At 34.0% G+C, this 22982-nt stretch carries 16 protein-coding genes, 1 tRNA gene and 2 pseudogenes; 10 read left to right on the top strand and 9 right to left on the bottom strand.

The window, feature by feature from the left end; translation table 11 throughout:
- Positions 1–10 precede the first annotated feature (10 nt).
- The 5 genes and pseudogenes from NAAC61_RS03050 to NAAC61_RS03030 all read left to right on the top strand — a co-directional run bounded on the left by NAAC61_RS03050 (position 11) and on the right by NAAC61_RS03030 (position 5768).
- A complete protein-coding gene (locus NAAC61_RS03050) occupies positions 11–2038 on the top strand; it encodes a urocanate hydratase (RefSeq protein ID WP_103065146.1) in 2028 nt (675 codons plus the stop codon).
- Positions 2039–2050: 12 nt separating this feature from the next.
- Positions 2051–2950: a glutamate formimidoyltransferase gene (ftcD, locus tag NAAC61_RS03045; RefSeq protein ID WP_103065147.1), complete on the top strand. Its 900-nt coding sequence runs from the start codon at positions 2051–2053 to the stop codon at positions 2948–2950.
- A gap of 1 nt (position 2951) precedes the next feature.
- Positions 2952–4225: pseudogene (gene hutI, locus NAAC61_RS03040) on the top strand (imidazolonepropionase).
- Positions 4226–4282: 57 nt separating this feature from the next.
- A tRNA-Leu gene (locus NAAC61_RS03035) sits at positions 4283–4371 on the top strand.
- Positions 4372–4589: 218 nt separating this feature from the next.
- Positions 4590–5768 carry a ComEC/Rec2 family competence protein gene (locus NAAC61_RS03030; protein ID WP_103065149.1) on the top strand — a complete coding sequence of 393 codons (1179 nt, stop codon included), beginning with the start codon at positions 4590–4592 and terminating at the stop codon, positions 5766–5768.
- 30 nt (positions 5769–5798) lie between these two features.
- Here the strand turns inward: NAAC61_RS03030 and gcvH are convergent, their stop codons facing one another.
- The 8 genes from gcvH to NAAC61_RS02990 form a co-directional block, all read right to left on the bottom strand.
- Complete coding sequence (gene gcvH / locus NAAC61_RS03025; protein ID WP_103065150.1) at positions 5799–6149, bottom strand: glycine cleavage system protein GcvH; 351 nt, start codon at positions 6147–6149, stop codon at positions 5799–5801.
- A 103-nt stretch (positions 6150–6252) separates the two neighbouring features.
- The gene (locus tag NAAC61_RS03020) at positions 6253–6849 is read right to left on the bottom strand and encodes an ECF transporter S component (protein WP_012208096.1); all 597 of its coding nucleotides are present in this window, start codon (positions 6847–6849) and stop codon (positions 6253–6255) included.
- Positions 6850–6893: 44 nt separating this feature from the next.
- Complete coding sequence (locus NAAC61_RS03015) at positions 6894–8894, bottom strand: S9 family peptidase (RefSeq protein WP_103065151.1); 2001 nt, start codon at positions 8892–8894, stop codon at positions 6894–6896.
- Positions 8895–8969: 75 nt separating this feature from the next.
- Complete coding sequence (locus tag NAAC61_RS03010; protein ID WP_158245193.1) at positions 8970–10259, bottom strand: amidohydrolase family protein; 1290 nt, start codon at positions 10257–10259, stop codon at positions 8970–8972.
- A 294-nt stretch (positions 10260–10553) separates the two neighbouring features.
- Positions 10554–11567, bottom strand: a complete 1014-nt coding sequence (locus tag NAAC61_RS03005) for a dienelactone hydrolase family protein (RefSeq protein WP_121959019.1) — start codon at positions 11565–11567, stop codon at positions 10554–10556.
- 34 nt (positions 11568–11601) lie between these two features.
- Positions 11602–12525 (bottom strand): alpha/beta hydrolase, encoded by a 924-nt coding sequence (locus tag NAAC61_RS03000; protein WP_233186677.1) that lies wholly within the window; start codon positions 12523–12525, stop codon positions 11602–11604.
- Positions 12526–12657: 132 nt separating this feature from the next.
- Entirely contained in the window at positions 12658–13857 is a 1200-nt protein-coding gene (locus tag NAAC61_RS02995; protein ID WP_103065155.1) for a TolB family protein, read from the bottom strand.
- A 13-nt stretch (positions 13858–13870) separates the two neighbouring features.
- Positions 13871–15352, bottom strand: coding sequence for a B12-binding domain-containing radical SAM protein (locus tag NAAC61_RS02990; RefSeq protein WP_103065156.1), 1482 nt, complete (start codon positions 15350–15352; stop codon positions 13871–13873).
- Between the two features lie 183 nt (positions 15353–15535).
- On the opposite strand from NAAC61_RS02990, the gene NAAC61_RS02985 reads away from it, so the two are divergent.
- A complete protein-coding gene (locus NAAC61_RS02985; protein WP_103065157.1) occupies positions 15536–16846 on the top strand; it encodes an alpha-amylase family glycosyl hydrolase in 1311 nt (436 codons plus the stop codon).
- Between the two features lie 2 nt (positions 16847–16848).
- Here the strand turns inward: NAAC61_RS02985 and NAAC61_RS02980 are convergent, their stop codons facing one another.
- On the bottom strand, positions 16849–17553 hold the full coding sequence (locus tag NAAC61_RS02980; RefSeq protein ID WP_103065158.1) for a YjjG family noncanonical pyrimidine nucleotidase: 705 nt from the start codon (positions 17551–17553) through the stop codon (positions 16849–16851).
- A 365-nt stretch (positions 17554–17918) separates the two neighbouring features.
- Here NAAC61_RS02980 and NAAC61_RS02975 point away from each other — a divergent pair, with 365 nt between their 5' ends.
- From NAAC61_RS02975 to NAAC61_RS02955, 4 genes and pseudogenes are all read left to right on the top strand, one after another.
- The gene (locus NAAC61_RS02975) at positions 17919–19211 is read left to right on the top strand and encodes a YeeE/YedE family protein (RefSeq protein ID WP_103065159.1); all 1293 of its coding nucleotides are present in this window, start codon (positions 17919–17921) and stop codon (positions 19209–19211) included.
- Between the two features lie 89 nt (positions 19212–19300).
- Positions 19301–20998: an FAD-dependent oxidoreductase gene (locus tag NAAC61_RS02970; protein WP_103065160.1), complete on the top strand. Its 1698-nt coding sequence runs from the start codon at positions 19301–19303 to the stop codon at positions 20996–20998.
- 99 nt (positions 20999–21097) lie between these two features.
- Positions 21098–21887 (top strand): annotated as a pseudogene (locus NAAC61_RS02965) (ABC transporter permease).
- Between the two features lie 37 nt (positions 21888–21924).
- Positions 21925–22971 (top strand): taurine ABC transporter substrate-binding protein, encoded by a 1047-nt coding sequence (locus NAAC61_RS02955; RefSeq protein WP_103065187.1) that lies wholly within the window; start codon positions 21925–21927, stop codon positions 22969–22971.
- The last annotated feature ends 11 nt before the right edge of the window (positions 22972–22982 follow it).

Below are 22982 nucleotides of genomic sequence, written 5' to 3'. Positions count from 1 at the left end.
AGAAATTATCATGGTGAACAATATCGATATTTCTAACGCAATGTCCATTAAGTTGGTTGATGAACTTCCTAGTATGCCCAAATTCATAGAAGGCATAAGAAGGGCACCTAAAAGGCCTTTGAACTTATCAAAAAGAGAAGTTGAATTAGCCCTTGCAAACGCCTTAAGGTACGTACCAGAAAATTTGCATGAAAAATTGGCTCCAGAATTTCTGCAAGAGTTGTTTACTCGAGGTAGAATTTATGGATACAGGTATAGGCCTGAGGGCAACATTAAAGCAAAACCTATAGATATGTACAAGGGTAAATGTATTGAAGGAAAGGCATTTCAGGTCATGATCGACAACAACTTGGATTTCGATGTCGCTTTGTATCCTTATGAACTGGTAACCTATGGTGAAACCGGTCAAGTTTGTCAAAATTGGATGCAGTACAGGTTGATTAAAAAATACCTAGAAGAACTTACAAGAGAACAAACCTTAGTTGTAGCTTCAGGACATCCCCTAGGATTGTTCAGATCAACTCCAAATAGTCCACGAGTGATAATAACAAACGCCTTGATGGTTGGGATGTTCGATGACCAAGAACATTGGATTAAGGCACAAGCTATGGGTGTTGCCAACTACGGGCAAATGACTGCAGGAGGTTGGATGTATATAGGACCTCAAGGTATCGTTCATGGCACTTACAATACCTTGTTGAACGCTGGAAGGTTGAAATTAGGGATACCACAAGATAGTGATCTAAGAGGACGTTTGTTTGTTAGTTCAGGTTTAGGTGGAATGAGCGGTGCTCAGGCAAAAGCAATAGAAATTGCAAGAGGGGTTGGGATAATTGCAGAAGTAGATTATTCCAGAATTCAAACAAGGCTCAACCAAGGTTGGCTAAAAACTTACAGCAAAGATTTGGACGAAGTTTTTGAAATAGCCTTCGATCATCTAAATAGAAAAGAATCCATTTCCATAGGTTATTATGGTAATATTGTAGATCTATTGGAATACATTGTAAAGAAAGGTATAAAGGTAGATTTGCTATCAGATCAGACGTCTTGTCACGCCGCCTACGAGGGAGGGTACTGCCCGCAAGGCTTGACTCATGAAGAGAAGAATCACCTCTTAGAAACAAATAAAGAGAGATTTGTTGAATTAGTCAACAATTCATTGAGAAGACATTTCGAGCTTATAAAAACAATGGTTGAAAGGGGAACCTACTTTTTTGACTATGGGAATAGTTTCATGAAGGCGGTTTTTGATGCAGGAGTGAAAGAAATAGCAAAAAATGGGTTAGATGAAAGCGAAGGGTTCATATTTCCCTCGTATGTGGAAGATATAATGGGGCCATTAATATTCGACTATGGTTATGGACCTTTCAGATGGGTATGTTTAAGTGGAAAAAGGGAAGATCTATTGAAAACGGACAAAGCAGCGATGGAATGCATAGATCCCAATAGAAGGGGCCAGGATAGAGACAACTACATATGGATTAGGGATGCAGATAAAAACAATCTTGTTGTTGGTACTCAAGCACGAATTCTTTATCAGGATGCTATGGGAAGGATGAAGATAGCCCTTAAATTCAATGAAATGGTTAGAAAAGGGGAAGTTGGTCCCATTATGCTTGGAAGGGATCATCACGATGCAGGCGGAGCTGACTCTCCTTTTAGAGAAACAGCGAATATAAAAGATGGGAGTAATATAATGGCTGATATGGCAACCCATGATTTCGCTGGAAATATAGCAAGGGGAATGAGTTTGGTAACATTACACAACGGAGGTGGAGTTGGTATCGGTAAAGCCATTAACGGTGGCTTTGGCTTGGTTCTGGATGGAAGCGAAAGGGTGGATGAAATAATAAAGGACGCAATTCCATGGGATGTTATGGTTGGGGTTGCCAGACGATCATGGGCTAGGAATGAAGCTTCTATAGAAACATCCATAGAGTACAACAAAGAAAACAAAAATACAGACCACATAACTTTACCGTACATTGCTGATGAAAATATGGTAAAAGATTTAGTTGATAAATATTATCAGGGTTAGGAGGTAGATACTTTGAACAAAATTGTAGAATGTGTTCCAAATTTCAGTGAAGGAAGAGATAAAGAAAAATTAGAGCGTATTGTAGATGAAATAAGAAAACAAGAAGGAGTAAAATTATTAGATTACTCTATGGACAGAGACCACAACAGAAGCGTAGTTACTTTTGTGGGGGAACCAGATCAAGTAATAGAAGCAGCTTTTAACGCTTGTAAAAAAGCGGCTGAATTGATAGATTTGAGAACCCACAAAGGTGAACATCCAAGAATGGGGGCTACAGACGTCATACCGCTCATTCCAATTAAAAACATATCGATGCAAGAGTGTGTAGAGTACTCTAAAAAATTGGCAAAAAGAATAGGAGAAGAGTTGAATATCCCCGTAATATTGTATGAAAAATCAGCCAGCCGACCTGAAAGAGAGGATTTAGCTGTTATAAGAAAAGGCGAGTTCGAAGGAATGTTTGAGAAGTTAAAACAAGAAGCGTTCAAACCAGATTTTGGCCCAGATAAACCGCATGAAAGTGCAGGAGTTACCGCCGTGGGGGCAAGGATGCCTTTGATAGCTTTCAACGTGAACCTAAATACCAACAACATAGACATTGCAAAAAAGATAGCCCAAGCTGTGAGAGGTAAAAGTGGAGGATTTAAATATTGTAAAGCGTTGGGTTTTGAATTGAAAGAAAGAAATATAGTCCAAGTTTCCATGAATATGGTTGATTACACAAAAACACCTTTGTACAGGGTATTTCAGGTGATAGAAAATGAAGCGAACAGGTATGGAGTGAACGTTGTTGGAAGTGAAATAGTTGGGTTGGTACCTTTGAATGCCCTTGTTGATACAGCTGATTACTTTTTAAAATTAGAAGATTTCAGTTATGACAAAGTTTTGGAGAATAGGATTTATGGCGATTGATATGAGCGAAAAAGCTACTTTAATAATAAAAAACATCTCAAATTTAATAACGATGAGAGGTCCTAATAGACCAAGAAAGAAAGAGGAAATGTCAGAAATTGGCTTAATAAAAAATGGCATAATTGCTGCTTCAAAAGATAAGATTATCTACGTTGGAAGTGGTGATTTGCCAAAAGACATAGAAATAGCTCAAGATGCAAAAATTATAAACGCCCAAGGGAAAACTGTAACACCCGGTTTAATAGACTCTCACACTCATTTGGTCCATGGTGGCTCAAGGGAATATGAATTATTTAAAAAATTAGAAGGTGAGAGTTACTTAGATATTTTAAGTTCTGGGGGAGGAATATACGACACCGTTGAATCAACTAAAAAGGCATCTTTTGAAGAATTACTTGAAAAGTCAGAAAAGAGTTTAAATAGAATGTTGTCTTACGGAGTAACAACCGTTGAAGCAAAAAGCGGTTATGGGCTTGATGACTTTGACACAGAATTGAAACAGCTTGAGGTCATAAGAGAACTCAATAGAATCCACCCCATAGATTTGGTTCCTACATTTTTGGGGGCGCATGCCGTACCTAAAAAGTACCAAGACAACGTCGATAAATTCGTAGATATACTCATAACTGAAATGATCCCGTATGTAGCAGAAAAAAATTTAGCTAAATTTTGTGATGTATTCTGTGAAAAAGGAGTTTTCTCAGTTGATCAATCCAGAAAAATACTTTCTGCTGCAAAAGAACACGGTCTATTCCTCAAAATTCACGCAGACGAAATAGAACCTTTAGGAGGTACCGAATTAGCTGCTGAGTTAGGCTGCGTTTCAGCAGATCATTTGGTAGGTGCAAGTGATGAAGGCTTGAAAAAAATGGCTGAGAACAACGTTATAGCTACCCTTCTTCCTACAACAACCTTCTTTTTACAAAGTGAGAAGTATGCAAACGCCAGAAAGATGATTGAACTTGGTATACCAATTGCATTATCGACCGATTATAACCCAGGAAGTTCGCCTACAGAAAATTTACAATTGGTTATGACGTTTGGGGCAATAAAATTACATATGAATCCAAAGGAAATAATTACATCGGTTACTATTAATGCGGCTTGTGCACTGAAATTAGAAGATAAAATTGGTAGTTTGGAGGTAGGTAAAAAACTGATATGGCGATTTTCGATGTTCCAAATATAGAATACTTAATATACCACTTCGGAGTAAACCACACTCAAACTGTTATCAAAAATGGTGAAGTGTATGACATAGCCACGGTCTCTTGACAAAGCCTATAACGTAGTGTATAATAATTTTGATATATTGACATAAATAACTTTTTCGCCGGGGTGGTGGAATTGGTAGACACGTATGGTTGAGGGCCATATGAGTATTTACACTCGTGCGGGTTCAAGTCCCGCCCCCGGCACCAGAATAAAGGATCGTGTTTTACGATCCTTTTGTTTTTTGAATTAATTTTATTATATTCCTGATTGATAATCTCACTTCTGATTTCTATCTACTGGGGGTAAAAGTATAGAAAAGAAAACTGAAGTTACCTTCCCCTTTTTTATTGAATTATTCATTGCCTTTTCTTTGTTATTAGTACTTTCCTACTTGAATAAAGCCGCAGTATTAATAGGCTATTTTTTGTTTCTTCTTCTTTTAAAACTCTTTGAGAAAGATAAATTAAAAGTCTTTTTAATCGGTGTCTTGTTGTTTCCTGGCTTGTTATACATTCCCATCAATCTCAATTCAGAAGCAGGTATTTTAGGGAAAATTATAGACAAAAGAGGAAATTATTATACGGTATTTTCAAGAAAAATCTATTATGAAAATCAATGGCAGAAATACAGGAATTATTATAAATTTTACTATGGTGAATTCAGTACGGTTCCCATCACTACGGGCAAAAACGTCTACATATACGGAACCATTGAAAACGATTTTCTTAGAGCTGAATATGTGGCTCCTGCCAACAACAATTCGATTATGAAGATAAAAGATCTTGCAACCAATAGATTGTCTGAAAACATTCAAAATACCGAGGCACTTGATATATTGACGAGCTCTTTTATGGGTAATATACGGGATAAAGAGGTATTTCAAAAAACAGGGACTTTGCATCTATTTGCCGTTTCAGGTATGCACGTGTACATAATTTACTCGATGATCAGTTTCTTTCTCAACTTTTTTATCTTGAAAAGGAATTTAAGACTCATCTTATACTCCACTATCATCACTTTTTATTTGGTTTTTACCGGATTCACCCCAAGTTCTGTACGGGCTGTATCGCTTTTAGTCACTTTAAACTTATTCAGACTTTTCGACGTTCCTGTTAGCTCTTTCAACATCTTAGGATTAATAGGATATCTCAACCTTTTGTTCTTCCCCAATAATCTTATGAACGTTAGTTTCCAAATGAGTTATGCAGCAACTTTTATGATTTTATTTTCAATGAACCATATAGAAAATCAATATTTTAGATCCTTATCTGTTCCTATAGCGGCATATGTCGGTATATTTCCTATAGCGTTGATACACTTTGGAGAAATTTCTTTGATTGGACTTTTCATAACGCCCATTCTAACCCCTGCTATTTCATTACTAATCTTATGTAGCGTTCTTTCAATATTATTGCCTTTCAATTTTGTTCATTCTTTTTCAACTTTTTTTGCTTTGTCAATAAAAAACTTCGTAAATCTTTTTACATTTTGGGAGCCAATTGAATTTAATTCTTTATTTATTCCGTTATTTCTATGGAGTTTGATCTTTTTGCTTTATGTCTGGCTTCTTCAAGTTAACAAAAGAAAAAAGGACCCCATTTAATAAGGGCCCTTAATTTTGAATCATACTTGTCTACATTGGAGGTTCTTCATCCAAAAGATCTTCGATCTCTGATTGATCAGAAAATTCAATTTTTACAATCCATCCTTTATTTTCCGCATCTTCGTTTATTATTTCCGGCTGGTCTTCAAGATCTTTGTTAACTTCAACAATTTTTCCACTTAAAGGTACATATATATCTTCGGCTGACTTCACAGATTCTATGGTGCACAGGACTTCACCTTTTTTTACTTCTTTCCCAACTTCTGGTAATTCAACGTAGGTTACATCACCCAATTCTTCAGCAGCCTTCGCAGAAATCCCAACAGTTGCAATATTTCCTTCTATTGTTACATATTCGTGGGTAGCTGTGTATTTCTTCATAATACTTGACTCCTCCTTTTAATTTGTAATTTTTGTTGTCTATAGAAATCAAAAAAGTTGCTATAGCGCCCTTCCCCCGCATCCCACCCAAATGATGAGATAATCAATAGCCTGCCTTTTTTACCGCTCTGATTACCCCAACAGTTATTAAAATCGCTATTATGATCTCTGGAATACCGTTTGTTAGGCCTATAGCCAACACTACCCCACCTACGGCTTCCCTTGCTACTCCCATAGCGGTAGCTATCCTGTCGGCAAATAAGAGATACATCATACCTAAAACACCTGCGGTGTTAGTAAAAGTTCCTAAAGCAGCACTTACACCAATAGATACGCTATCTCTCCATTTTGAAACTTTTTCTTTATTACTCGAGAAAAGTTCAAATACTAACCTGTATGAATAATATGAAACTAAACCAATCAATATTCTTGGTAATACAGAAACTAAAGGATTAACAAAAGCAAAAGACAATATATTCGGTCTTAAAAGTGCTTGAATTATACTAGACACCCCAAATATCAAACCTATAACCATTCCTGCAATAGGTCCCTCCAATATTGCCCCAATTATAACTGGAATATGCATAGTTGTTGCATTCGCTGGAGGAATAGGGATAAATCCCAATGGAGTAAATCCTAGAACAAAAGAAATACCAGATAACAACGATATAGTTACCAAGCGTTTGGTTTTTGATCTCATGCTTTTTCTCCTTTTAATGTGAAAAGTTAGCTACAAACATTTAACTATTTTAAATAATTGTCAAACCACGCGGTAATCTCTTTTAATCTTCTTACTCGATGTTTTGGTTTTCCACTTCTGCTCAACTCATGATTTTCTCCTCTGAACATAACCAATTTTGATTCCACGCCATTGTATTTGAGTGAAGTGAACATCTGCAATCCTTCAGCCAACCAACAACGGTAATCTTCTTCCGAATGTATAAAAAGAGTTGGAGTTTTAACGTTATCTGCGTATTTCATAGGTGAATGGAACCATAACTTTTCATAATCACTCCAGGGGGTGGCTGCTTGTTGATCTTCAACGAAATAGTAACCGATATCGGTAGTGCCAAATTTAGCTATCCAATTCGCTATACTTCTTTGAGAAACAGCAGCCTTGAACCTATCAGTATGTCCAATTACCCAGTTGGTCATATAACCACCATAAGAACCACCTGTTACCCCTATTCTATTTTCGTCTATGAAAGAGAACTTTTCCAATACTTTATCAACAAAGTCCATTATGTCTTCATAGTCTATTGTTCCATACTTTCCTCTGATATCTGCAAACTCATCCCCTCTTCCATCACTTCCTCGGGGATTACAAAACATAACAACATAACCTTCATTTGCCCAATACTGCATTTCATGGAAAAAAACATCTCCACCATAAACGGTTTTTGGGCCACCATGAATATCTAAGATTGCGGGGTATTTCTTGTTCTCTTCAAAATTAACAGGTTTCATAACCCATCCTTCTATTTCTATCTCACCTTTGCCAAGAAAGGTTATTTTTTCAGGCTTAGATAAAGTTTTTTCTCCTATTACCCATTCGTTGAAAGTAGTTAGTTGTTTCTCTTCATTGCCTGCTAATTCGTATAGTTCTTGAAGTTTAACATCTCTCATCCCCACAAAGATGATACGATCTTTAAATACATCAAAACCATCAACGGATCCGCTTTGTGTGGTTAATTTTTCCCTCTTACCTCTCTCATCTATTCTATTTATGAAAGAATTTCCATACTCTGTTGTTTCAAAATAAAGGTAATTGTCCTCCACTTTGAATTCACTATTAGAACCATATCTACAATCAGAACCTACAGAACTCCAAGTACTAAAATCAAAATCAGTTTGAATTTGTTTCACTTCTTTTGTTTGTAAGTCCATCAAATAAAATTTTGGGTTCTCGTTGATTCCATACTCTTTCATGTTGGACCCTAAGAAGATTATTTTCTCTTTGAGAAAGTCTGCATATACATAATTGAAAGGATCTTCATGAGTTAATTTTTCTAAACTTTCTTTCTTTAAGTCATATAAATAAAGATCGGATCTTATTTCCATTTTATCTTTAAAAGTGTTGGAAATGAAAAGTATTAAATCTTTCTCTTCATTTAATTTAAAACCTTCTACGTTTGTCAATTCATCTGTTAAGGGGGTAACTTTCTTATCTTCTAACGTATAAATGTATAATCTATTTCTTTTCTTGTTGGTAAATCCTCGGCCATTCGACCAGAAGGGTATTTCATCTAAAACTTCGTAATCTTTTTCTTCTTTGAGCTTATCCAATTCCTTTTCTTTTTCTTCCTTTGAAAGGTTATCCAAATTCTTATATTTCGGGTCGTAAATACCAGTTACAACAAACTTATCCTTAGATATGGGTTCAATATCTGATGCAAAGAACGGGAGTTCAAAGTATTTTTGAGCTTCTCCACCTTTGATGTTTATTATATAAAAAATTGTAAAAGGTTCTCCCTTTTCTTTCCTCTTTTTATCCTTTTCCTCTCTTACCGTTGAGAAGATGATATTCTCATCGTCCAACCATACATAAGAACTTTCTTGATTGAAAGTAGTAAGTTTGTTGGTCTTTCTATTATCTACATTGTAAAGCCATATATTTGATAGATACTTGTTCTCATCGACATCCATCTCAGAGACAACAAAAGCTAAGTTTTTACCATTCGGTGAAAATTTTGTGTTCGATATAAATTTGTACTTTGTAAAATCCTCTAAAGCTAATTTCTCCATTACTCTACCTCCTCACAAAATGTAATTATTACTGTCGTTAAAATTCTAATACTTGCACTTTTTTAAAATCAAAATCTAATTTTCATTTTGATAGATCTTTGGTTGAGATATTTCAACAAAAGGATCGTCCTGAAATATTAAAGCGTTACTTTCCATGCTTTCTTGCCTATCAATGTTATCTATGGTTTCTGGGCCATAGATAAGCTGATACAAAGAATAATTGTAAGGGATACCTATTTCTTTCAATCTTTTAATATCTCTCAACCAATCTGGTTCTTCAACTGGAGCATCTGATGAAATAAAAAGAGGAACTTGTGACTTGTATAAATCATAAAATCTAAACGCATCTTTTACCCTTTCACCCAATCTATCTGCAATAAAAACTTTATCGGATTCAATGAATTGAGGTTGTATGTCTACAATAAGGTTATGTTTTTTAATCCTTTCTATTTGGTTAGAACTAAGCAGAATAGCATGAATTATTCTATGCCTTAATTTAGGATTGACTCTTTCAAAAACTCGTAAAATTTGTTCTATAGCCCCATCTCCTATAGCATGAGCAGCTAAATGAAGTCCGTTATCTTCACAAAATTCAACAACCGCAGTTAACTCAGTATCTTCCCATAATTTTTCCCCATACGTATCAGAATCGGTGTACTTATTAAGCAATAAAGCTGTTCGTGCACCTAACGAACCATCCAAATATATTTTAACACATTTAAATTCATTAAAATATCCTGATTCATAATATTTTGAAAGCTCATTATAGCCCTTAACGGCAACCTTTTCATATACAAAAAAATCATTATCGTGTGTAAATGGTAACTCGTCTTGAGAAATACCATGTAAATCATCTGAATGAACAAAACCATACCCTTTTTCTTTTAAATACCTCTTTGAGGTCTCGTAATTATTTTTTACGTCTGTGAAAGGGCCAAAGGTTTTATAAAATTTATCGATCGCACTTTCTTTGATTTTTCCTTCTTCAAAATCCACGTAATTACTTGAATCTGAAAAATCAATACCCTCAAAAACCTTTGAATTAACAACCGCAAAATGTCCGCATCTTCTAACCAACATGATGGGGATTTCTCTGTTTATTGAATCTAAAAAATTTTTATCAGGATTTGCAAATTCTTCGGTCCAACCTCTTAAAACAATTTTATTCGGTCTTTTACTGACAATTTCTTCTATAATACCCTTAATTTCAGATAGTTTCTTTTTCTCCAAAGTCGGTTGAGACAGCTTTTCTCCCAATCCCAATATATGTAAATGTGAATCTGTTATCAATGGAGTAACGAATATCTGTTTGTTGTGTTTAGTGCTCACAAATTTAAACTTACCATTTCTACTGAGTTTAAACAAAATTCAATTTCCCCCTTTTTAAGTCAATGTTTCTACCTTATTTCAATATTTTACCACTAATCTTTTTTTATTTTTTAAATTAAATGCAAGTTTCGATTTTTAAGATTTATCGACATAATTGACTAAAGAGAAGTGAAATGTCATCTTTACTCTGAAGAAATTGTAAACTAAGTAAAATGTAGAAATTGCAGGGTAAAAGAAAAAAATGAAGGCGTTCAATTTCGACGCCTTTATTTTTTATATCTCGCTATGAACATGAATTTTCTAAGTTAAAATTGATGAAGAAATATCACTTCACTTTGATAAAATAGCCAAATATCCTAAATTAGCGAAACGGTATTTAATTTCTTCGAACCTCATTTCGTTAATTATAATATTTGATATTAACCTTTGAAAAGGTAGCCAGGTAATATGATCAATGGGGACCGTCACCTTTCTAGGTCTTCCTAAGTTTTCCCATAGAACCCTTCTTGTATTTTTGGGTAAGGTTTTATCAAAAGCTGCTTCTAAGAATGTTACCTTTTCTCTGTTTAAAAATTTGGCATAGGCTGCAGGATCAACCTTCATCAATGGATGTATATCTGAATTTAAAAACTCTTGAATGTTCTTAAACTCTCCTATCCTCTTTAAATCGTTTTGAAAGGTCTTTCTTAGCCTTTCTCTATCGCTTAAATAAGCTATTTGGTCTTTCTTTTTAAGCAATTCCCTTCTTGTAAATTCCAATGTAGGTGATTCCCATATAAGTTCAGCCATGTTTCCACCACTGGCTATAATGAAATTGTGCTTTATTTCAGGATTTAAAGCGTTAGCGATAACAGATACCATGCCCCCAAGGCAGTATCCTATCATGAAGTTTCGCTCGTGCCAAAGCGCGTTCGCTTTCAAAAAATCTATGATACTTAATACGTCAACAACCGCATGTTCCCAGGTGTTCAAGGTTGTATAAATATCGGCAGAAAAATAATTTTTACCACTCATAGATCCGTTAGATGTTCTGGTATAATTGTCGGGTAATAATGGTACTACAGCCCTTATGCCTAATTTGGAAAAATATCGCCCCATTTTTAAGATATAGGTAATGTTTTTAGTTCCCAAACCATGAAGTATCAAAGCAACACCCAAAGCCTTTCCTCGGGGTTCAAAAAGATAGATTTCATTAGTTTCGGTACCTTTTTTATTATATTTGTATAAAGAATTAAATTTTATTAATGATTCTCTATAATTTTTACCTTTATTTATGAAAGCTTGAGTAAATTCTATATTTTGTTTTGCATAACTAAAATCTATTTTAAAATTCTCTTGTAGCATATGTTCATCTCCCCATCTTCGTAGATCTTTATTTCTAAACAGCTCTTCTATTTAATGTATCATCAGTTTCTTTATTTTGGCATACTTTTTTAATAAAACTCACCGTTTTTTCAACAAATTTCTGGGTTAAAACATCTTTTAATTCTAATTCGAAAGAATGCTTCCCTTTTGGATGAATTAACAATGTAGAAGGAACACCACATTCTTTTATCTTCTGGTTTAACTTTATAGAAGTTGTTACAGGGACGGTAGCGTCTTTTTCCCCATGTACTAACAGTGTTGGAACCATTCTTTCAGATATATAATTTATAGGTGAATATAACTTATATTCTTCAAATTTTGTTTTAGGCGTTCCTTTCATTGTGGTTGTAACTGCAAATTGTGCAAAAAGAGAATCTACTTGATTACTCCACAGATCTAAAAGATCCGATGGAGCGTACCAAGCCACAACTCCCTTTATTCCCTTCATCTTTTCAAAATGATTGTAGTAAGAATTATATGCTGCATAATAAAGTGACAAAGTACCGCCTGCGGACGTGCCCATCAACACGATATTTTCTTTGTCTAAACTCAGCTCTTCACTATGATCTTTTATATAATTTAGGGCGTCGTGGTAATCTTCTATCAACTCTTCATATTTGTTTAAATAGCTATACCTGTAATCTATTGCAACAACGGCAAATCCTCTACTCGCTAAAAATTTTGCCCATGCGGTAACGCTTGATAATTTCCTACTTCCAGTTATCCACCCTCCTCCATGAGCAAAAAAGACTACAGGAAATTTGCTTTTTTCTTTAGAAGGATAGTAAACATCTAATTTCAAAGGTAACTTTTCCTTTTTATACTCCACAGTAATTGCATCAGTATAGGAACCTTTCTTAACTTCCAATGGAAGGTTCCCAAATACAGATTTCTTAATTGTTTTTGCATTCAATAGAATTATTAGAAAAAAAGTCATCAAAGCATTCCAGAAAAAAAGAAAAAACAAAAGAATTAATCCAAAGATTTTAGCAATTTTTTTATACTCATTTTTGTCGGAATTTTCTTCATTCACCTTTTCGTTGTTTATTCAAATCACTCCGATAGAGTTTTATTGTTCGTTCATATTGATCTTTTCTCTGTTTATAACAAAAATATCAGATTCTGAATAATAATTAGTAAAAAAAACATATTTTTTGTCGGGTGTATATGTTGGATAGAAGCAGTCATTTGTCAACATGCCTGATAAATTCCTTTTTTCTCCATCATCGTATTCATATATACTGAAATAGGTTCCGTTAAACTCAGAAAACACAAGAAGCTCTGAACCATTTGACCAATTATCGGTTTGATTATTTTGTTGTGCTATTAACGGTGAGATACTGTTTTCTTCGTCAACAAAATAAACATTCATATTCGCCGTTTGATGATCCACACCATAAAAACTGATTTTGTTACCATCCCATTTGGTGGGGCGAAATTTCAAAAGATCCTTTGATTCCGTTAATTTCTCAAGTTTATCGTAGTATAAGTCATAAATCCAAACTTCCGTCCACTGACCACCATCTTCATCCATAGTGAATAGAATCAAAGTATTATCATAAAAATATGGTGAATAAGCATTCTTATCGGACGGACTTACTTTTTGAATCTCCTCAGTTTCTAGATTATACAATACAATATCCCATTTTCCAAACAATGTAGTTTGAAAAGTTAAATACTCATCGTTTGGGGAAATATCAGGAAAATACTCAGCAGAATATTCCAATGGAATCTTATCTTGTGTACCTTCTTTAAAGTCAAAAATATAAATTTCCCTATTACCAATATATCTGTCGCTTACAAGATACAACTTATTATTTTGAAAAACAGGGTATTCATCTACCCCTTTCCAAAAAGTGATCTGTAAAACATCCCAGTTTTCTCCATACAAAAACCTTTGAATGGATAATGTCTCCAGAGTTTTTACCGCAAACTTTTCTACCCAATCACTAGTTTCACCAGATTCTTCAGAGTATGAAAAACCTCCGCCATCAAAGTATCCAAACGCAATTGTGATATTTTCCTTAGTATTTGTAAATATATTCATTGTTACATCATAATCATTGATATTTATGGAGTTAGACATCGCATCTTTTATGTTTATATTGTACATATAACTTCCGATACTTTTTATTTTTTCTGCAATTTGATTTGTTATCCATGTATTATCGTTTAAATTTATAATCATATTATCTTTTGATAGATTTGCAGCAAAAGAGACTACTATAACGGGAATAAATGCAAAAACCAAAATTATCTTTTTTATCATACCTTTTCTCACCTTATAAATTTTCTGCAATTTTCCTGAAATGGTAACCGTAAATTGAAAGAGAAATCATTTTTGGAAAAGCTTTAGGTTTCTTAAACAAACTCCAAAAAAACATTTTCCAATATTGTTTTCTTTCTTTACCAACAATCCCTAAAATAAAGATGGATTTAATAAAAGCACTAATTTCTTGAAAACCTATCTTAGCCTTGGAGAATCCAGGTACCTTATAATTAACCAAAAATTTCTTCAAACGATCATAATAGTTTTTGGGCTGATAAAGCTTAGCAACAAGATTTTTGTAATTCTTGACTAGGATTTCCAAGTTCATCTTTGGAATTATATTCGTATTGATATCCACATTGTTTCCACTTATTTCTCCCCGTAATCTATTTTCCTTGAGTAATCTTGAGTATAATTCACTTCCCCTTGGCGCATTTAAAATGCCAACCATGGCGGTAACTATGCCGTTTTTCTGAATAAACTCGAATTGCTTATCGAAAATTGTGGGCTTATCACTGTCAAAACCGACAATAAATCCTCCCTGAATTTCAAAACCAAAACTTTGAATTTTTTTGATAGACTCTTCAAGATTTTGCTTAATATTTTGATACTTATTAGCTTCTCGTAGACTATCCGGATCAGGGGTTTCTAAGCCAATAAAAACTCTGTCAAAACCCGCTTTGAACATCAAGTCCATGAGTTGATCATCATTAGAAAAATCTACAGACACTTCGGTATAAAAAGAAAACGGGTAACCATGAGCTTTTTGCCACTGTATTATTGCGGGTAACACATCTTTTTTTAATTTTGATTTATTTGAGATAAAATTATCGTCTACAAAGAAAACAGAACGCCTCCACCCTGCATCGTACAAAGATTGAAGTTCTTGAATCAACTGTACGCTTGTCTTAGTTCTGGGTTTTCTACCATTCAAGGCGGCAATATCGCAAAATTCACAATTATAAGGGCAACCTCTAGAATACTGGATGCTCATGGACCCATACCATTTGAGATTTAACAGATCCCACCTGGGAACAGGCGTAGTTTCAATATTGCAAAAATTAGGTTTTGCATAATATCTTTTTAATTTGTTATTTTTTATATCTTCAACCAACTCATCCATTAATTCTTCCGCTTCTCCAAGAACAAAATGGTCTACAGTATTTTGAAATGTGTCGGGTTCCATTGTAAAAAGAGGACCACCGGCAACTATAGGTTTGCCATAGTCATTACATTGTTCGATCACATTTACCGCTGACTCTCTTTGAACAGCCATGGCGCTTATAAAAACATAATCTGAATTTAATATATCTTCTTTTTTTAATTTTTCACAATTCATATCCACCAACCTGATGTTCCATTCTTCGGGTAGATAAGAAGCTATTGTAATCAAACCCAAAGGCGGCAAAGCAGCGCGTTTGGAAATAAATTTCAGCACGTGTTTGAAACTCCAAAATGTTTCGGGATAAGCGGGATAAACCAAAAGTATGTTCATAGTTACCCCTCCTTCTAGTTGCTTTATTGCAACGGGGCTAACGATCCATTTATAATTTAATTATACCACATTTTTTAATTTTAAATTTTAAAAGTAAAAAAAGTGAATATCTTTAGGAAACGTTTTCATTTCTTTAAAAAAAGAGTGGTAAAATAACCAGAAGTAAACTATGGGAGGAATTTTATGTTTTTAGGATACCACATTCTAATAAAATTTTATAAAAATGGAGAATTAACAAATGATTTTCCAAAGGAGAGTTATCGCTATTACGAAAAAAATGCAATAGATGGAGATCTTCAAGGTGTCATTAAAGAATTAGACTATTTAAAAGAGCTTGGGATAGATTTGATATATCTTGGGCCTATTTTTAAAAGTAAAACCACACACGGATACGATATTACCAATTATTTTTCTATCTCAGAAAACATAAGTTCCAACTCCGAAGAAGATGCTAAAGCGATCTTTAAAAAGCTTATTGAAGATGCTCATAAAAGAGGAATAAAGGTTATTATCGATCTAGTACTTAACCATGCCTCAAAGGAATTTGATTTTAATTCTGTCCCCAAAGATTTGAACATTAAAACTGAATCTCCCCGTTCACCTCAAGAAGAAAGATGGCAAAGATCCTTTTTGTTTTGGAATCTAGATGATAAAGAGACAAGAGAATTTTTAATAAGAGTTGGAGAGTATTGGCTAAAAAACTTTGAATTAGACGGATTTAGATTGGATCATGCCTTAGGCTTGCCATTAAACTTTTTAGAGGAATTTTCTACAAGGATGAAAAAAATAAAAAAAGATGTGGTAATTTTAGGTGAAGTATGGGAAGACGAGGGAGATAAGATAAAAAATTTTAATCTCCTTAAAAAGTTCAAAGGAGAAGATGCTCAACGTTTTACCAGTCTGTTTGATTTTGCTACATACGATACAATTAAAGAAGTTTTAGGAAAGAAAAATGGGTCGTTACTCGATTTATATAATCAAATAGTATTATCAAACCAATTAAACGAAAGGGTGTTCCAGCTAACTTATTTTATAGAAAATCACGATCTTCCAAGGTTCATAGATATATGCCAAGAATTAGAGACATTTTACATAGCACTTGGTTTATTAATGGCTCTTACAGGAAATGTGATGTTAGAATATGGCAATGAGATAGCTTTAAAAGGAGACTCAACAATTCAAAATTTTCACGAAAGTGGAAGAGTTGCGATGAAATTCAAAGAAGATTGGTCAGATCTAGAGAAACAAACCTTCAATTATTGTAAAAATCTCATTAAATTAAGAAGAGTTCACCCCTCTCTTTCATCAGGGAGTTATGAACTTATAACTTCGGAAGAAAATTTACTAATTTTTAAAAAGAAAGCAGCATATGACGAGATAAAGGTAGTCATTTATATCGGAGAACAAGAGTATCATTTGGATAAAGAATATTTAGATCTAATTAGAAATACAAAAGTTTTGAAATTAAAAAAAGGCATTTATTACCTTCAATGAATTTAAAGTATATTTTTCAGCTCTATAAGCTTGGATATAGCGAGAACATCCTTTTCTTGGATTTGAAGAGATTCCTCATGATTTTTAAACCAGATGGCATCAATTCCACATTTTATTGCCGGTAGGATGTCGTTTTCAAGATCATCACCAACGTAAATAATTTCATCTTTAGACTTTTTAGACATTAAAATGGCATAATTAAAAATCCTTTCATCGGGTTTCGGAAAACCGACATCTTCTGAACTAACTAAAATACTAAAATAGTCATATATTCCCGAACTTTTCATTTTAACAATTTGAGTTTCTCTAAAGCCGTTTGTCAAAATTCCCAATTCATATTTATCTTTTAAATACTCCAAAATTTCCACTGTCCCTTCGACGAGGAGTTTTTGATTCGATAAAATATTTAGGTAAGTATTATTCATCTCTTCTATCAAATCTTCCCTATGCTTTATCTTTAAAGCATTCAAAGAAATTTCAAAACGAAGAAGTTTTAATTCATGTTGACCTATTTCTTTTTTCCTATACATTTCCCATAACTTTTTATTGATCTTTTGGTAGGATTCTACAAACTTGTCCAAAGACGTTTCACGAAAAACGTGACCGTACTTTTGATAGACCAACTTCAATGCTTCTTGTGAATTACTTTCAAAATCCCAAAGGGTATGATCTAAATCAAAGTAGATCATCTTTACTTGGTTTTTCAAATATTTCACCTCTATTCTTCAACTAGATAAAATTACTGAAAAAAATCTCTTTTTTAATTATAACATTAAACCTTTTTTATTCAAAACTTATGAAATAACCATTATTTAATCTTTCTTTATTAAAAAGCTGACAAAGTTAATTCTATTTTTACTTTTTTTTGTTAGAATAATTTTGAATCGTAATTAGTGAAAGAACTAACAATTAAAATTTTAGTGTTTAAAAATATTTTATATTTTTTCATACTTCATGAACTATTTCACAAAGGGGGTGAAGCCTAAATATTAAACTAATGTTCTAGTAAAACTATTCTTTTAGAAATTTCAATCTTTTGTTTTAAAAATGCCTTTAGACAGGAGGAAAAAGTATGACTAAAACAGTAGAGAAAGTCCTTGGTTTGTTAACTTTTGCACTGATTCTCATCCTCGGAAACACACTTTTGGCAACAGATATGCTTTTTTTTAGACTTTTGATTGGAGTAGGTTTTGGATACACCTTAGCGAGAGCTTATACCGGATTTGCTGGAAGTGTCAATAGAGCTTATAGAACAGGATCTACTCAACTCATGCGTGCTATGATATTTATGTTTTTTATAACCTCTGTGATGATCATGGGATTTTTGTTTAATTCAGACCCCACTAATTACAGCCTTTGGATAAACCCAATTAATTTAGGTTTACTGTTGGGAGCTTTCCTCTTTGGTTTTGGTATGTCCCTTTCTGTTTGTTGTGCTACAGGTGTACTTACCGACTTAACTATGGGATTTACAAGAGCTTTGATAACTTTGATATTTTTTGGAATAGGTGTTTTTCTGGGATTTCCTATTCAAAGAACCGCTGGATGGGTTACCAATTCATGGATTACATCTCCAACTGGAGCTGAGTTTAGTGGAGGAGTTTTTTTGCCAGATTTATTCAAATGGGACGGTTTTCAAGGTTATTTAGGGGCTATCTTATTGTTGGGATTATTTTCCTCAATAGTGATTTTTGCTTCTTACCAATACGAAAAAAAGAGAAGGAAAGAAAATACATATTTTGGAGTTCCCTCAGAAAAAGAACAAGAAAGCAGAAAGAAATTAGATCTTTTTAATTTCAAGCTTTTTAGTCAAGAAACTTATGATCATATATTTGTGAAACCTTGGACTTTAACTGAAGGGGCAGTAGTATTAAGTATACTTTTTGTTCTATTGTTTGGAGTTACAAAGGCAGGTTGGGGAGCTTCTACTCCACACGGGGTTTTTATAGGCAAAATACTTATGGTTTTTGGTGTTTCAGGGGAAACTATTGCTGAGTTTACAAAAATGCCTGTTTCTACCTTTACTACGCCTTTTTTTCAAAATGCATCGTTAGTTCAAAACTTCGGAATAGTAGTAGGAGCACTTGCTTATCTTCTATCAGCTGGTAAATTTGTTGAATCATTTAAATCAGAGCTGCGTGTAACTGGAAAAGAAGCCTTTTTATACGCTTTGGGTGGTATTTTGATGGGATTCGGAACCCGTTTTGCCAATGGTTGTAATGTTGGAGCACTATACAGTCCTATAGTCGAATTTTCATTATCAGGTTGGATATTTTTAGCTTTCATGGTTTTAGGTGCTGTGGTTAGCAATAAGATATTTTATAAGATCCCATCAAAAACTGAGTTTAAAGTAGATAAGAATTAACACAATAGTTGTGAACTATAAAAAAAGATGAATTTCATTGATGCAATGCGATTCAGACTTTTTTTGGTCAACTAAAGGAGGCCTTTAAAATGGGTAAACGAATACTTATAGTTGGAGGAGTTGCTGGAGGTGCCTCAGTAGCAGCAAGAGCAAGAAGGCTTGATGAATCTGCTGAAATAATAATGTTTGAAAGAGGGCCCCATGTTTCTTTCTCCAATTGTGCCTTACCATTTCATTTAAGTGGTATGGTTGAAAATAGTGATGATTTAGTTTTGATGACACCAGAACAATTTAAAAAACAGTATAACATTGAAGCAAGGGTTAACAGTGAAGTTATAAAAATTATAAGGGACCAAAAGAAAGTCATTGTTAGAAATACAAAAACGGGAGAAGAATACGAAGAGCATTATGACAAATTGGTTCTTTCTCCAGGGGCCAAACCTGTTCTTCCAAAAAGTATCGAAGGAATAGACAGAGCAAATGTATTTACAGTCAGAAACGTGGTAGATATAGTTAAAATTAAAGACTACATAGAAAAAAATAACATAAAAGATGTTGCGGTAGTTGGAGGAGGTTATATTGGAGTCGAAGTTGCAGAAAACCTTAAATTAGCGGGTTATAACGTTAATTTGATAGAAGCTCTAGATCAAGTAATGCAAACGTTTGACTACGATATGGTTCAGATCTTACATAAAGAGTTATACGATAACGGTGTAAACCTTATTTTAAGTGATTCTGTAACTAAAATCTTTGATGATTATGTAGAACTAAAATCCGGTAAAAAAGTAAATGCTAGAGCTGTTATAATGGCTGTAGGAGTATGCCCTGAAACCTCTTTGGCAAAGGATGCTGGTTTGGAAATAGGTGAAACAGGTGGTATTAAAGTAGATCATAACTACAGAACAAGCGATGATGATATCTATGCTGTTGGAGACGCCATAGAAACCTATTCTGCTTTACTATGCAAACCTTGCAGACTACCTCTTGCTGGTCCTGCCCAACGACAAGCAAGGGCTGCAGCAGATCATATTTACAATATACCTCATATAAATAAAGGCGTTATTGGGTCATCAGTTGTGAAAGTTTTCAATTTAAACGCAGCTGCCACGGGCCTAAATGAAAAGCAAGCTAAAGCTAATAACATTCCTTACGACTTTGTTTATATCATTCCTCAGGATAAAGTCGGCTTAATGCCGAATAGTTATCAGCTACATTTAAAATTGATATACGAAGTTCCTACGGGAAGAATACTTGGAGCACAAGCAATTAGCGAAGGTGATGCCCCTAAACGTATTGATGTGATAGCTACACTAATTCGTATGAATGGAACATTAGAAGACTTAAAAGAGTTAGAACTATGTTATGCGCCTCTGTTTTCCACTGCTAAAGATCCAGTTAATCATGCTGCGTTAGTTGGTTTAAATCTATTGCATGGTAGATTCAGACAAGTCCCTGTGACTAAAGTTAGGGAACTTGTCGAAAATGGCGCTTTCATCATTGATTGTCGTGAAAGAGATGAATACGAAAAAGGTCATCTAAAAACCGCTGTTAACATACCGTTGAGTGAACTTAGGGAAAGACTGAATGAAATACCTAAAGATCGTCCAGTCTATATTCATTGCCGTTCTTCTCAGAGAAGTTATAATGCGATTATAGCTCTTCAAGGAAGAGGGTACAAAAATGTCTTTAATATTTCCGGTTCATTCTTAGGTACCTGTTATTATGAATATTATTTAGACCAAATCACTGGTAGAGAAAAGATAGTTACCGCTTATAATTTTGATTGATTTATGTTTAGACTAAAATTGTGATACAATTCATAGGCCATCAAGAAAATTGATGGCCTTTCATTTAAAATCTTTGTAAAAAGAGAAGGAATTGTTTGCATGAATAATAATGAATCAAACAAAAAAAACAATCATATTTTATTAACAGTATTCACTTGGTTAACGATATTTTTAGCCTGGTATATTGTTACAAAACTAGAAATATTTACTCCAACTCTGCTACCCTCACCTCAAAGAGTCTGGTCCGCTTTTTTAAATTTGATCAGAGATGGATACAACAATATTCCATTATGGGTGCATATAGGAACAAGTTTCAAAAGGTTATTCGTTTCCATAGCTTTTGCTATAATATTTGCTTTACCTATAGGACTTTTAAGTGGTTATTTTAAAAGAGTGGAAGCGATAATAGATTCTATCGTAGAATTTTATAGGCCTTTACCTCCTTTGGCTTATTACACGATTCTTATCTTATGGTTTGGTATAGGAGACTTATCAAAAGAAGTTTTACTTTTTTTTAGCCGCCTTTGCTCCCATATACATAGCTTGCGTTTCCGCTGTGAAAGGAATAAACCAAGATTATATATTGAGTGCAAGATCCTTGGGAGCAGATCAAACGAATGTGTTTTTTAAAATTGTTTTACCTGCATGTCTACCAGAAATATTTACCGGTATCAGAACTTCTTTCGGTGTGGCATACACAACTCTTGTTTCTTCTGAAATGGTTGCAGCTACCTCTGGTATTGGTTGGATGGTAATTGATGCCTCTAACTATTTAAAAAGCGATGTCATATTCGTTGGCATTTTTATAATGGGAATCAGTGGTGTTTTAATAGATTATGGATTACGATCTTTAGAAAGAAAATTAATTTTCTGGAAAGGTAAGGTTTAAAAACTGGTTTCTCCTTAGAGGAGGTGTTATGGCATATATGAAAAGTAGATTAATGAAATCTTTACTATTTTTGGTTTTAATTACATTGATAACTCTTATTTTTACAAGTTGTAATAAGGGTCAGCAAGACTTACCCGAAGAGATCAATATTGGGATTTTAAGAGTCCCGAATGACGAAACCATTGCCATTGAACAAGGGCTGTTTGATAAATACTTTACTGATAAGGGCATCAAATGTAATTTTATAGTTTTTGATTCTGGAGTAGAAGCCAATCAAGCTTTCGCCTCAGGAAGTATAGATTTTGCTACCATGGGGAACATAAATTCTATCATTGCTTTCGTTAGAGACCTTGATGTAGAGTTAATTTGGATACACGAAGTCTTGGGTGATATAGAGGCCCTGGTCGTTAGAGAGAACGATGAAATAAACAGTATAAACGATCTTATTGGTAAAAAGATAGCAACTCCTTTTGCTTCCACTAGTCATTATATTTTACTGAATATTCTCAAAGAGGCAGGAATAGAAGATAAAGTTCAACTGCTAGACATGAAAACAACCGAGATAGTTGCTGCCTGGTCAAGAGGAGATATAGATGCTGCTTATACTTGGCAACCTTCTTTAGGTGAACTTATAGCAAATGGTGGAAGAGTTTTGATTTCCAGTGAGGATATGTTAGAACAAGGCTATATTACAGCAAATGTGGCTTTAGTTAGCAAAAAGTTTTCAGAAAAGTACCCTGATTTAGTTGTATCTTTTATAGACTGTTTGGCTGAAGCAAACGACATATATTTAAATGATCCAGAACGTGCTGCTGAAATAGTTTCGAAAAATTTAGGAATATCTCCTGAAACTGCTTTAACCCAAATGCAAGGCTCAATTTGGCTTACAAGAGAAGAGATGATCAGTTCTATGTATATGGGAACAAGTGAAAAACCTGGTAATTTTGTAAGAGTCATGAAAGATACGTCAGATTTTTTAAAAACTCAGGGCTATATCGAAAGTTCGCCAAGTTTAGAAGAATTTATTGAATATATTAACCCTTATTACATTGAAAAATCCTTGGAAAAGGATGATGAAATATAGACAATCTTTAT

The sequence above is a fragment of the Petrotoga sp. 8T1HF07.NaAc.6.1 genome (assembly GCF_016772115.1).
Classification (GTDB): domain Bacteria; phylum Thermotogota; class Thermotogae; order Petrotogales; family Petrotogaceae; genus Petrotoga; species Petrotoga mobilis.
This window is presented reverse-complemented; position numbering and strand designations above follow the sequence as displayed.

Coding starts and splice junctions, on each gene's coding strand:
- NAAC61_RS02990 (WP_103065156.1), bottom strand. CDS start 15,352: ATGAACATACTTTTGGTTTATCCCGCTTATCCCGAAACATTTTGGAGT.
- NAAC61_RS03050 (WP_103065146.1), top strand. CDS start 11: ATGGTGAACAATATCGATATTTCTAACGCAATGTCCATTAAGTTGGTT.
- NAAC61_RS03015 (WP_103065151.1), bottom strand. CDS start 8,894: ATGGAGAAATTAGCTTTAGAGGATTTTACAAAGTACAAATTTATATCG.
- NAAC61_RS02985 (WP_103065157.1), top strand. CDS start 15,536: ATGTTTTTAGGATACCACATTCTAATAAAATTTTATAAAAATGGAGAA.
- NAAC61_RS02970 (WP_103065160.1), top strand. CDS start 19,301: ATGGGTAAACGAATACTTATAGTTGGAGGAGTTGCTGGAGGTGCCTCA.
- NAAC61_RS03005 (WP_121959019.1), bottom strand. CDS start 11,567: ATGCTACAAGAGAATTTTAAAATAGATTTTAGTTATGCAAAACAAAAT.
- gcvH (WP_103065150.1), bottom strand. CDS start 6,149: ATGAAGAAATACACAGCTACCCACGAATATGTAACAATAGAAGGAAAT.
- NAAC61_RS02955 (WP_103065187.1), top strand. CDS start 21,925: ATGAAAAGTAGATTAATGAAATCTTTACTATTTTTGGTTTTAATTACA.
- NAAC61_RS03020 (WP_012208096.1), bottom strand. CDS start 6,849: ATGAGATCAAAAACCAAACGCTTGGTAACTATATCGTTGTTATCTGGT.
- NAAC61_RS02975 (WP_103065159.1), top strand. CDS start 17,919: ATGACTAAAACAGTAGAGAAAGTCCTTGGTTTGTTAACTTTTGCACTG.
- NAAC61_RS03000 (WP_233186677.1), bottom strand. CDS start 12,525: ATGACTTTTTTTCTAATAATTCTATTGAATGCAAAAACAATTAAGAAA.
- NAAC61_RS02995 (WP_103065155.1), bottom strand. CDS start 13,857: ATGATAAAAAAGATAATTTTGGTTTTTGCATTTATTCCCGTTATAGTA.